The organism is Escherichia marmotae (assembly GCF_002900365.1).
GTDB classification, from domain to species: domain Bacteria; phylum Pseudomonadota; class Gammaproteobacteria; order Enterobacterales; family Enterobacteriaceae; genus Escherichia; species Escherichia marmotae.
The window spans coordinates 3,850,579-3,862,274 of sequence record NZ_CP025979.1; the positions used below are offsets into that span (position 1 = coordinate 3,850,579).

9 protein-coding genes, 1 tRNA gene and 1 pseudogene are annotated in these 11,696 nt (G+C 52.1%); 7 read left to right on the forward strand and 4 right to left on the reverse strand.

The genetic code is table 11. From position 1 onward, the window contains the following. Positions 1-258 precede the first annotated feature (258 nt). The 3 genes and pseudogenes from C1192_RS19710 to C1192_RS19720 all read left to right on the forward strand — a co-directional run bounded on the left by C1192_RS19710 (position 259) and on the right by C1192_RS19720 (position 4,031). Positions 259-2,139 carry a beta-glucoside-specific PTS transporter subunit IIABC gene (locus C1192_RS19710; protein WP_038354670.1) on the forward strand — a complete coding sequence of 627 codons (1,881 nt, stop codon included), beginning with the start codon at positions 259-261 and terminating at the stop codon, positions 2,137-2,139. Further along, positions 2,136-2,618 (forward strand): annotated as a pseudogene (locus C1192_RS19715) (glycoside hydrolase family 1 protein); the annotation flags it as partial. The gene C1192_RS19710 and the pseudogene C1192_RS19715, both read left to right, overlap by 4 nt. An 84-nt stretch (positions 2,619-2,702) precedes the next feature. Further along, positions 2,703-4,031: an IS4-like element IS4 family transposase gene (locus C1192_RS19720; RefSeq protein WP_103194760.1), complete on the forward strand. Its 1,329-nt coding sequence runs from the start codon at positions 2,703-2,705 to the stop codon at positions 4,029-4,031. A gap of 33 nt (positions 4,032-4,064) precedes the next feature. Here C1192_RS19720 and mug read toward each other — a convergent pair whose 3' ends face one another. Next, on the reverse strand, positions 4,065-4,571 hold the full coding sequence (mug, locus tag C1192_RS19725) for a G/U mismatch-specific DNA glycosylase (protein ID WP_038354463.1): 507 nt from the start codon (positions 4,569-4,571) through the stop codon (positions 4,065-4,067). Between the two features lie 125 nt (positions 4,572-4,696). Here mug and C1192_RS19730 point away from each other — a divergent pair. Continuing rightward, a tRNA-Ile gene (locus C1192_RS19730) sits at positions 4,697-4,772 on the forward strand. Between the two features lie 58 nt (positions 4,773-4,830). Here the strand turns inward: C1192_RS19730 and nfeF are convergent. After that, positions 4,831-5,595: an NADPH-dependent ferric chelate reductase NfeF gene (gene nfeF / locus C1192_RS19735; protein WP_038354462.1), complete on the reverse strand. Its 765-nt coding sequence runs from the start codon at positions 5,593-5,595 to the stop codon at positions 4,831-4,833. A gap of 299 nt (positions 5,596-5,894) precedes the next feature. Here nfeF and nfeR point away from each other — a divergent pair, with 299 nt between their 5' ends. Next, positions 5,895-6,524, forward strand: a complete 630-nt coding sequence (nfeR, locus tag C1192_RS19740) for a DNA-binding transcriptional regulator NfeR (protein ID WP_000017992.1) — start codon at positions 5,895-5,897, stop codon at positions 6,522-6,524. Positions 6,525-6,632: 108 nt separating this feature from the next. Here the strand turns inward: nfeR and aer are convergent, their stop codons facing one another. After that, a complete protein-coding gene (gene aer / locus C1192_RS19745) occupies positions 6,633-8,153 on the reverse strand; it encodes an aerotaxis sensor receptor Aer (RefSeq protein ID WP_038354461.1) in 1,521 nt (506 codons plus the stop codon). A 418-nt stretch (positions 8,154-8,571) separates the two neighbouring features. Here aer and ygjG point away from each other — a divergent pair, with 418 nt between their 5' ends. Then, entirely contained in the window at positions 8,572-9,951 is a 1,380-nt protein-coding gene (ygjG, locus tag C1192_RS19755; RefSeq protein WP_032141512.1) for a putrescine aminotransferase, read from the forward strand. 43 nt (positions 9,952-9,994) lie between these two features. Here ygjG and C1192_RS19760 read toward each other — a convergent pair whose 3' ends face one another. Continuing rightward, positions 9,995-10,327, reverse strand: a complete 333-nt coding sequence (locus C1192_RS19760; RefSeq protein WP_000450593.1) for a tRNA-binding protein — start codon at positions 10,325-10,327, stop codon at positions 9,995-9,997. A gap of 218 nt (positions 10,328-10,545) precedes the next feature. On the opposite strand from C1192_RS19760, the gene ebgR reads away from it, so the two are divergent. Then, complete coding sequence (ebgR, locus tag C1192_RS19770; RefSeq protein ID WP_000212448.1) at positions 10,546-11,529, forward strand: transcriptional regulator EbgR; 984 nt, start codon at positions 10,546-10,548, stop codon at positions 11,527-11,529. The last annotated feature ends 167 nt before the right edge of the window (positions 11,530-11,696 follow it).

Genomic DNA, 11,696 nt, shown 5'->3' on the forward strand with positions numbered 1-11,696 from the left:
TCACATGAATGGTAGACACGTGTTTGGGTAAAACATAGAGGTTCACCTGAAACCGTCATAATTTCATTCAATGCAGATCACATTTTTTCTCTATACCGATTGAAAGACAACAACATCACTTAGATAATCTGTCGAAATAACCCATTTCTATGATGGCGTGCTACTGCGAAAGCAGGCAAGACCAAAATAGAAATGCTCTCCCGCCAAGGGGAGCATTTCTATTTTGGTCTTTTTTTTTGCCTCAACCCAGGGAACACTATGAACTATAACGAAACAGCAGACAAAATCCTCCACTCGGTGGGTGGTGCGGAGAATATCCGAATGCTCACCCACTGCGCGACCCGCTTGCGCATGGAGTTTAACGATCGCGCAAAGGTTAACGATACGCAGATTGGCGCTATCCCCGGCGTGATAAGCGTGGTGGAGAAAGGCGGTCAGTTCCAGATTGTTATCGGCAATGAGGTGCAGCAGGTTTATCGCCTGCTCAATAAGGCGCTGCCGGAGAAGAAAGGCTCCTCAAGCGGTGGCAAAAACGCCAAACCCACCGGTATCATCGCACGCATTATCAGCGTGATTTCGACCACCTTCACCCCAGTGATCCCGGCCATTACCGGCGCCGGGATGATCAAGGCGCTGCTGGCTATCCTCAAACTAACGGGCGTGATTAGCGAAACCAGTTCAACCTATCAGCTACTCAACATTATTGCCGACGCGGCCTTCTTCTTCCTGCCAGTGCTGCTGGCCTACGGGGCATCGCTGAAATTTGAATGTAACCCGATTCTGGCGATGACCCTCGCGGGCGTACTGCTGCATCCGGGCATCGGCCAGATGCTGGCAGCGGGGAAAGCGGTTGATTTTGTCGGTATCAACGTCCTGCTTTCCGATTACGCCGGGTCAGTGCTGCCAATTATTCTGACGGTCTGGCTGATGTCGTGGGTGGAGCGCTTCGCGGAGAAGGTTTCGCCGTCGATCATTAAGTTCTTTGTTAAGCCGATGCTGATCCTGTTGATCACCGCGCCACTGGCGCTGGTGCTCGTCGGCCCTGCGGGTATTTTGCTTAACGATCTGGTGGCGGCTGGCGCGGGCGCTATTGATCGCCACGCCAGTTGGTTAATTCCGATGCTGATGGGCGCTCTGCAACCCTTCCTGATTATTACCGGCACCGCCTGGGCGATGACGCCAATCGCTACCGGTCAGTTGAGTAAAAACGGTTTTGAGATGATCAACGGACCGGGAATGCTGGCGTCAAACGTGGCAATGGGCGCGGCGACGCTGTGCGTGGCGCTGAAAACCAAAAATAACAACCTGCGCCAGTTGGCCTCATCATCGGGCTTTACCGCGCTGCTGGGGATCACCGAACCGGCACTGTACGGGGTATTACTCAAGTTCCGCCGGGTACTGATTGCCGCGATGATCGGTGGCGGCTGCGCCGGGATTTATGCTGGTGTGAGCGGTCTGGTGCGCTATGCGTTTGTCTCCCTAGGACTTGCGGCGCTGCCGGCGTTTATCGGTGAAAACCCGATGAATATCGTCCATGCGCTAGTGACCTGTGCGATTTCTATCGTAGTAACCTTTGCCCTGACCTGGTTTATCGCCTTTAAAGATACGCCTGAAGAGCAAGAAGAGGTCAGCGAGGCTCCGCAGCCTGTCGTTAGCCCGAAAATTGAGGGTGAGATTGAAGTACTCAGCCCGCTGCGCGGTCAGGTGATGGCGCTGAACGAAGTGAATGATGATGTCTTTTCCGGTGGCCTGCTGGGAGAAGGCGTGGCGATCCAACCACAGGAAGGGGTTCTGCGTGCGCCGTTTAACGGTACTGTAATGATGTTTCTACCTTCCTGCCACGCCGTTGGTTTACAAAGTGAAAGCGGACTTGAGCTGCTGATCCATATCGGTATCGATACCGTTAATCTTAACGGCCAGCACTTTAGCTCATCGCTGAAAGTAGGCGATAAGGTGGAGGTCGGACAGGAGCTAATCCGCTTTGATATCCCCGCCATCGAACAGGCCGGGTATGACCTGATTACCCCGGTGATTGTGGTCAATGGCGACGAGCAGCACTCCCTGCGCCTTACCACCGCCGCGCAGGTCGATTACGGCGAACAACTGATGGTGCAATCCGCTAAGGTGGTGCAGGTATGATTTATCAAAAGAAAACGCAGTTCCCGGACGGTTTTCTGTGGGGCGCGTCCACTTCGGCCTATCAGGTTGAGGGCGCGTGGAATGAAGACGGTAAAGGACCGTCGGTAGTCGACATGCTCAGCCATCCGCCGGGAACGGCTGACTTCCGCATTGCCAGCGATCACTATCATCGCGTGGAGGAAGACGTAGCGCTGATGGCGCAGATGGGGCTGAAGGCCTACCGCTTTTCGGTGGCCTGGTCGCGGGTGATACCTGACGGTGATGGCCCGGTGAATCCGGACGGGTTAGCCTTTTATCACCGCCTGATCGACGCCCTGACACGCCACGGAATAACCCCCATCGTCACGTTGTATCATTTCGACTTGCCCTGGGCTCTGGAGTTGAAAGGCGGCTGGCTGAACCGCAAAACCGGGGAGGCGTTTGTTCGTTACGCCCGTCTGCTGTTCAGCGAGTTTGCCGATAAAGTCCAGCTATGGCTGTAATGCCGATCAGTTAAGGATCAGTTGACCGATCCAGTGGCTGTGTAAGAATCCGGAAACGCTCACTCGTTTCCGGATTTTTTTATGCTCATTGGACAGGCCCTTGATTTGGTATCCCGTTACGATTCTCTGCGTAACCCACTGACTTCTCTGGGGGATTACCTCGACCCCGAACTCATCTCTCGTTGCCTTGCCGAATCAGGTACTGTAACGCTACGCAAGCGCCGTCTTCCCCTCGAAATGATGGTCTGGTGTATTGTTGGCATGGCGCTTGAGCGTAAAGAACCTCTTCACCAGATTGTGAATCGCCTGGACATCATGCTGCCGGGCAATCGCCCCTTCGTTGCCCCCAGTGCCGTTATTCAGGCCCGCCAGCGTCTGGGAAGTGAGGCTGTCCGCCGCGTGTTCACGAAAACAGCGCAGCTCTGGCATAACACCACGCCGCATCCGCACTGGTGCGGCCTGACCCTGCTGGCCATCGATGGTGTGTTCTGGCGCACACCGGATACACCAGAGAACGATGCAGCCTTCCCCCGCCAGACACATGCCGGGAACCCGGCGCTCTACCCGCAGGTCAAAATGGTCTGCCAGATGGAACTGACCAGCCATCTGCTGACGGCTGCAGCCTTCGGCACGATGAAGAACAGCGAAAATGAGCTTGCTGAGCAACTTATAGAACAAACCGGCGATAACACCCTGACGTTAATGGATAAAGGTTATTACTCACTGGGACTGTTAAATGCCTGGAGCCAGGCGGGAGAACACCGCCACTGGATGATCCCTCTCAGAAAGGGAGCGCAATATGAAGAGATCAGAAAACTGGGTAAAGGCGATCATCTGGTGAAGCTGAAAACCAGCCCGCAGGCACGAAAAAAGTGGCCGGGGCTGGGAAATGAGGTGACAGCCCGCCTGCTGACCGTGACGCGCAAAGGAAAAGTCTGCCATCTGCTGACGTCGATGACGGACGCCATGCGCTTCCCCGGAGGAGAAATGGCGGATCTGTACAGTCATCGCTGGGAAATCGAACTGGGATACAGGGAGATAAAACAGACGATGCAACTGAGCAGGCTGACGCTGAGAAGTAAAAAGCCGGAGCTTGTGGAGCAAGAGCTGTGGGGTGTCTTACTGGCTTATAATCTGGTGAGATATCAGATGATTAAAATGGCAGAACATCTGAAAGGTTACTGGCCGAATCAACTGAGTTTCTCAGAATCATGCGGAATGGTGATGAGAATGCTGATGACATTGCAGGGCGCTTCACCGGGACGTATACCGGAGCTGATGCGCGATCTTGCAAGTATGGGACAACTTGTGAAATTACCGACAAGAAGGGAAAGAGCCTTCCCGAGAGTGGTAAAGGAGAGGCCCTGGAAATACCCCACAGCCCCGAAAAAGAGCCAGTCAGTTGCTTAACTGACTGGCATTACTCCTTTCTGGTGGCGTTTTTTATCGCCCACGCACTACCAGTGCCTGATCCAACTCCCGATATGCCTCAACCAGTTTCTCCAGAGAAACTCGACTTAAACCGCTGGGATTCGGCAATACCCAAATCTGCGTCGAACCAATGGTCAGCGTTTGTTTCCCCCACTGCACGCCTCGCTGACTGAATCCCTGTTCATACGCCTGCTTACCCAGAATCGCCAACGCCTGCGGCTGATAATTCTCAATTTTTTCAATTAGCTTGCGCCCACCTGCGTGCAATTCCTGCTTTGACACTTCATTAGCCTGCACCGTTGGCCTGTCAACCAGTTTGGTGACGCCACAACGATAATCCAGCAGATGCTGCACTTCCTGCGGCTTCAACTGACGGTCGGTAAACCCGGCCTGATAAATCACCTTCCAGAAGCGATTCGCCGGATGGGCAAACGGAAAACCAGACTCCGCGGAAGAAAGACCCGGATTGATGCCACAAAACACCACACGCAATCCTGGCGCAAGAATATCGTCAACCATATTAACTCCTGAACAACACAACCCGCAGGAAGTATAACGAATTGAAAACACATTGTTTATAAAAACAGCAGCCGCGCGGTAATGGCTGGATTGCGACACGGAGTTACTTTATAATCCGCTACCATGGCCCCTTAGCTCAGTGGTTAGAGCAGGCGACTCATAATCGCTTGGTCGCTGGTTCAAGTCCAGCAGGGGCCACCAGACACAGCAAAAGGCTGACGAGAAATCGTCAGCCTTTTGTTTTTTTCTTTCTGTTCAATCACTTCGCGTGCCAATAAGCCGCTGCGCGTACCCGCTGTGGATCATACTGTTCCGCTTCAAAGCGACGGCTTAAATTCTTAACCACTTTTCCTTCACCGGTTATCCAGATGAAGTAATCATCGGCAGGAATTGCCAACTGCGCCAGACGCGCGTCCACCGTCTGCTCATCATGCGTCAGCCATTCGATGTTAAAACCGTCAAGGTGCGCGAGATAATCCTGACAGGCGTTATCCCGCACGCTGACCAGCGCAGTAACTTGCGGTTTAACGGCAAGTTTGCTCAACGTTTCCAGGCGGCGGCGCAGTGCAGGCATTCCGGACTCATCGCAGACATACACCTGATACGCGTAATCCTCCGGCACCACCAGCGAACCTCGCGGTCCGGCCACCGTGAGTTTATCGCCTGGTTGCGCCTGCATCGCCCAGCCGCTGGCGACGCCGCCGTCGTGTATAAAGAAATCGATCGCCAGTTCATGGCGTTGTTCATCGTACAGCGGCGTATAGTCACGCGACGGCGGGCGCGGTCCTTCCGGCCAGACGATACCTTCTTCCGTTACTGTTGGCGGCACAAAATGAGCGTCAGTTTGAGGAAAGAAGAGTTTGCTGTGATCGTCAAAGCCGCGCGACGTAAAACCGTCCAGCGCCTCGCCGCCAAGGACAATACGCTGAAAACCGGCGCTGATACGCTCAACACGTAACACAGTCAGTTCACGGAAGCGCAGATCATTTCGAACGCGCTGTGGGTAGCGGGGAGAGTTAGTCATTGTTATCGCCTTCGTGATGGTAATCAGATATATCTAAATAAAATTCACAAATGATAATGATTGCTAATCATGATAAATGCAAGCAATTTGTAGAATTGATATATCTGAAGTATGTGAAGGCATTCAGCACCATAGCAAGGCTGCCGGATGCGGCGTGAACGCCTTATCCGGCCTACATGTTGAGCACATCTGCGGTTAAAAATCATTTTTGCACTTGCAGTAATGTTCGCATTAGATATAAATTAGATATAAATTAGATATAAATTAGATATATCTAATTAAGCAACAGGAGGCTGATTATGAGCCATCATCACGAAGGGTGTTGTAAACATGAAGGCCAGCCACGCCATGAAGGCTGCTGCAAAGGTGAGAAGTCAGAACACGAGCACTGCGGGCACGGTCATCAGCATGAGCACGAGCATGGTCAATGCTGCGGTGGTCGTCACGGTCGCGGCGGTGGTCGTCGGCAGCGTTTCTTTGGTCACGGTGAATTGCGTCTGGTGATTCTGGATATTCTTTCACGCGATGACAGCCACGGTTACGAGTTGATTAAAGCGATTGAGAATCTGACCCAGGGAAATTACACCCCAAGTCCGGGCGTCATCTATCCGACGCTGGATTTTCTCCAGGAGCAGTCGCTGATTACCATCCGCGAAGAAGAAGGCGGCAAGAAGCAGATTGCGCTGACCGAACAGGGCGCGCAGTGGCTGGAAGAAAATCGCGAACAAGTGGAAATGATTGAAGAACGGATCAAAGCCCGCTGCGTTGGCGCTGCGCTACGCCAGAACCCGCAAATGAAGCGGGCGCTGGATAATTTTAAAGCGGTGCTGGACTTACGTGTCAACCAGAGTGACATCAGCGACGCGCAGATAAAAAAGATCATTGCGGTAATTGACCGCGCCGCTTTTGATATTACGCAACTGGATTAATCACCGATTGCCGGATGCGGCATGAACGCCTTATCAGCCCTACACCTGATAAGATGTGCCAGCATCGCATCAGGCATTGTGTACCAACCATGATATCCGGCATACCGATTAATGCAGCACCGTCACCGCGTCTTCCAGTCGGCTGGCGCGGTGTTTAACCATCGCTGACACCTGCGCGCTCTCTTCCACCAGCTCGGCGTTTTTCTGGGTAATCAGGTTAAGTTCATCTACCGCACGGGTCAGACTGGAAAGCCCATCAGCTTGTTCCAGCGTTGAATGGCTAATCTGAGCAATCAACTGAGTTACGTTTTTCACCTGCGCCACAATATCGTCCATCGTCCGTCCGGCAGCGTGCACTTGTTGTGAACCGGATTGCACCTTATCAGCACTGGCATCGATCAGCTTGCGAATATCGTTGGCAGCATTGGCGCTGCGGCTGGCTAAATGACGTACTTCGCCCGCAACCACCGCAAAACCTTTACCCTGCTCTCCGGCACGCGCTGCTTCCACCGCCGCATTCAGCGCGAGGATATTGGTCTGAAAAGCAATATCGTTAATCAGCGAAGTAATAGTGCCAATGCGCTGAGTACTGTCTGCAATATCATCCATCGTTTTGATCACCGTGGTCATCGCTTCCCCGCCCTGCACTGCCGCATTACTGGCGGTAATAGAAAGTTTATCGGCAGCCGAAGCCGTGGCAGAGTTCTGTTTTACCGACGCTGCCATCTGATTCATGGTCGCTACCGTTTGCTGAACATTATCTACCGTCTGCTGAGTATGTTCGTTAAGTTCATCGGTGCCTTTTGCCAGCGTTTCACTGCCGCTTCTGACGCTGGAAACCTGGCTTGATACGTCATTAATCAACCAGCGGCACATCAAACCAAGCTGCCCTACTGCCCGCAACGTCAACCCCAGTTCATCACTGCGATTCAGATGATCAACACTGTTACACTCACCGGTCGCCACCTTCAGCGCCTGGCTGGCGACATTTTCTATCGGACGAATAATCTGCCATTCAAAACAGGCAATTCCTGACAGCATCACTAACGCACAGAGGAAATAATTCACCACTGGTGCGGCGGCAAACCAGAGCATGGTCGCCAGCGCGATAAACATCAGCGCCATCACTCCACGCGCCCGCCAGCGAAGCGCCAATGAAGGGAGTTTTCCCAACCAGCCTTTACGCACCACTAAACCTTTATGGATACGCTTATTTGTGCGCCCGACATTCAACGCCTTGTACAGCGGCTCTACCGCTGCGATCTCTTTATCCGTCGCCCGCGTGCGAATCGACATATAGCCACTGATTTTGCCATCGCGCACCATCGGCACCGCGTTCGCCCGCACCCAATAATGATCGCCATTTTTATGCCGATTTTTCACGATTCCACTCCAGGGTTCCCCCTGTTTCAGGGTGTACCACATATCAGCAAAGGCCGCTTTCGGCATATCCGGATGGCGCACCATGTTATGCGGCTGCCCCTGTAACTCCCGCAATGTATAGCCGCTAATCTGCACAAAAGTGTCATTAGCATGTGTGATATAGCTTTGTAGATTGGTAGTAGACATCAGAGTGGTATCGTCAGCCAGCGGGATATTTTGCTGGGTGACATACGGATGAGAAGACATAATCGCGTCCTGTGCAGGTTATATTGTTGTTAACTTCTTGTCGGAAGTTATGTCGGCCCCGGCGCGGTTATCTTTAGCGGTTTAATTTGATTTAGATCGCAATTTGCGATTAAAGCACAAAATGTAATTCATTGATTTAAAATACTTTCACCCTGTTACTATGCGATAACATTAATTGCATTGCCCAAAAAACAGGCATTTTCTGCCCTGAAAGAGTGCATTTACATAACAAGCGCAAAATCCATACTCGATAGAAATCGTACTAAATAACAACAAATATTAACAATCAGCATTAAATGTTGCACAGATGATTGCTGCATTTGTGTTTATCCCGATTTTCGCAATCGCAGCCGGAGTGGCGCAATCCCTGCAATACTTAAATCGGTATCATGTGATACGCGAGCCTCCGGAGCATATTTTGAACAGGTTACCTTCGAGCGCATCGGCTTTAGCGTGCAGCGCCCACGCCCTGAATCTCATTGAAAAGCGAACGCTGGATCATGAGGAGATGAAAGCACTTAACCGGGAGGTGATTGAATACTTCAAAGAACATGTCAATCCGGGATTTTTAGAGTATCGCAAATCTGTTACCGCTGGCGGGGATTACGGAGCCGTAGAGTGGCAAGCGGGAGGTTTAAATACGCTTGTCGACACCCAGGGACAGGAGTTTATTGACTGCCTGGGAGGTTTTGGAATTTTCAACGTGGGGCACCGTAATCCAGTTGTAGTTTCCGCCGTACAGAATCAACTTGCGAAACAGCCACTGCATAGCCAGGAGTTGCTCGATCCGTTACGGGCGATGCTGGCGAAAACCCTTGCCGCGCTGACGCCCGGTAAACTGAAATACAGCTTCTTCTGTAATAGCGGCACCGAGTCCGTTGAAGCGGCGCTAAAACTGGCGAAGGCTTATCAGTCACCGCGCGGCAAATTTACTTTTATTGCTACCAGCGGCGCGTTCCACGGCAAATCGCTTGGCGCACTGTCGGCCACGGCGAAATCGACCTTCCGCAAACCGTTTATGCCGCTGCTGCCGGGTTTCCGTCATGTACCGTTTGGCAATATTGAAGCCATGCGCACAGCCCTTAGCGAGTGCAAAAAAACCGGTGATGATGTTGCCGCAGTGATCCTTGAGCCAATTCAGGGCGAAGGTGGTGTAATTCTGCCGCCGCCGGGTTATCTCACCGCCGTACGTAAGCTGTGCGATGAGTTCGGCGCACTGATGATCCTCGATGAAGTGCAAACGGGCATGGGGCGCACGGGCAAGATGTTCGCCTGCGAACATGAGAACGTTCAGCCGGACATCCTGTGCCTGGCGAAAGCCCTCGGCGGCGGCGTGATGCCGATTGGCGCGACCATCGCCACCGAAGAGGTATTCTCAGTGCTGTTCGACAATCCGTTTCTGCATACCACCACTTTTGGCGGCAACCCGCTGGCCTGTGCGGCAGCGCTGGCAACCATCAACGTGTTGCTGGAACAGAATTTACCGGCCCAGGCTGAGCAAAAAGGCGATATGTTGCTGGACGGTTTCCGTCAACTGGCGCGGGAATATCCCGATCTGGTGCAGGACGCGCGCGGCAAAGGAATGTTGATGGCGATTGAGTTTGTTGATAACGAAATCGGCTACAACTTTGCCAGCGAGATGTTCCGCCAGCGCGTGCTGGTTGCCGGAACGCTCAACAATGCCAAAACGATCCGCATTGAACCGCCACTGACACTGAGCATTGAACAGTGTGAACAGGTGATCAAAGCGGCGCGTAAGGCGCTGGCCGCCATGCGAGTAAGTGTCGAAGAGGCGTAATACCGATGGCGGATAGCGAGGCAAATTCGCCATCCGCCATTTTTTATACGATACGCACGCCCGCAGGCATCATCCGCTCCGGCGCTAATAACACGCTTTCACTGCCGTCATCAGTTTCTGCACACAACAGCATGCATTCCGAAGTTTCACCGCGCATTTTTGCTTTTTGCAGATTGCACAGTACCACCACCGTTTTACCCATCAGCTCTTCTTCGCGGTAGTACGGCACCAGGCTGGTCACGGTTTGCAGCGTTCTTTCACCGACATCAACCTGTACGATGTACAGCTTGTCGGCGTTTTCATGGCGTTTAACTTCCACAATCTTCCCGACACGCATTTCCAGACGCGCAAAATCAGCGTAAGCCACGGTTTCCATTGTTTCTCCCCTTCAAGTAAAATTTTACTAAACTATAGCAAAAGTTTTTCTGAATCCTGTAGGCTAAAAATAGAGAATGCAGGCGTGATCACATTCGTAAGCCACTGTGTTACCGTTACAGCGTCAAAGAAACGCGCTTTATTTACTGAAAACAGGTGACCCAATAAGCACTTCCTCTACAATGAAGGCGCACATCAGGGAAAGTAAAAAAGGTAAACATGGCAACACTAAAAGACATCGCAATCGAAGCTGGCGTATCCCTGGCGACAGTATCCAGGGTTTTAAATGACGATCCGACATTGAATGTAAAGGAAGAGACGAAACATCGCATTCTGGAGATCGCAGAAAAGCTGGAGTACAAGACCAGCAGCGCCCGTAAATTACAGACTGGTGCAGTCAACCAGCACCATATTCTGGCCATCTACAGCTACCAGCAGGAGCTGGAGATCAACGACCCTTACTATCTGGCGATCCGTCACGGCATTGAAACCCAGTGCGAAAAGCTGGCGATCGAACTGACCAACTGTTATGAGCACAACGGCTTGCCGGACATTAAAAACGTCACCGGCATTTTAATTGTCGGCAAGCCCACGCCTGCCCTACGCGCCGCCGCCAGTGCGTTAACCGATAATATCTGTTTTATCGACTTTCACGAGCCAGGCAGCAATTACGATGCGGTAGATATCGATCTGGCACGCATCAGTAAAGAAATCATCGATTTCTATATTGCTCAGGGTGTAAATCGCATCGGTTTTATTGGCGGCGAAGACGAGCCAGGCAAAGCAGATATTCGCGAAGCGGCATTTGTCGAGTATGGTCATCTCAAGCACGTTGTGCGCGAAGAGGATATCTGGCGCGGCGGTTTTTCCAGCTCGTCAGGCTATGAACTGGCAAAACAAATGCTGGCGCGGGAAAACTACCCGAAGGCATTGTTTGTCGCTTCCGATTCCATTGCTATCGGCGTACTACGGGCAATTCATGAACGTGGCCTGAACATCCCGCAGGATATTTCGCTTATCAGCGTTAACGACATTCCTACCGCGCGATTTACCTTTCCGCCGCTCTCAACCGTGCGAATCCATTCCGAGATGATGGGAAGCCAGGGCGTTAATCTGGTGTATGAAAAGGCTCGCGATGGTCGCGCGCTGCCGCTGCTAGTCTTCGTTCCCAGCAAATTAAAACTGCGCGGTACAACCCGCTAAATCCCCTCACACACTGTCTGGCAATCGTTTTTGCCGGACAGTGCTGCCGTTTATTTTCGTGATCCAGTTAAAGTAAATGCATTTACCTGCTACTTTTTAGTAAAAATTTTACTAAACTCCCCATCAATTACACAAACTACCATCGCCATAAATGGTTCCGATTTCTC

What these genes read in the sequence shown, in the direction of transcription:
- C1192_RS19710 (WP_038354670.1), top strand. Translation starts at nt 259, where the DNA reads ATGAACTATAACGAAACAGCAGACAAAATCCTCCACTCGGTGGGTGGT.
- C1192_RS19720 (WP_103194760.1), top strand. Translation starts at nt 2,703, where the DNA reads ATGCTCATTGGACAGGCCCTTGATTTGGTATCCCGTTACGATTCTCTG.
- mug (WP_038354463.1), bottom strand. Translation starts at nt 4,571, where the DNA reads ATGGTTGACGATATTCTTGCGCCAGGATTGCGTGTGGTGTTTTGTGGC.
- nfeF (WP_038354462.1), bottom strand. Translation starts at nt 5,595, where the DNA reads ATGACTAACTCTCCCCGCTACCCACAGCGCGTTCGAAATGATCTGCGC.
- nfeR (WP_000017992.1), top strand. Translation starts at nt 5,895, where the DNA reads ATGAGCCATCATCACGAAGGGTGTTGTAAACATGAAGGCCAGCCACGC.
- aer (WP_038354461.1), bottom strand. Translation starts at nt 8,153, where the DNA reads ATGTCTTCTCATCCGTATGTCACCCAGCAAAATATCCCGCTGGCTGAC.
- C1192_RS19760 (WP_000450593.1), bottom strand. Translation starts at nt 10,327, where the DNA reads ATGGAAACCGTGGCTTACGCTGATTTTGCGCGTCTGGAAATGCGTGTC.
- ebgR (WP_000212448.1), top strand. Translation starts at nt 10,546, where the DNA reads ATGGCAACACTAAAAGACATCGCAATCGAAGCTGGCGTATCCCTGGCG.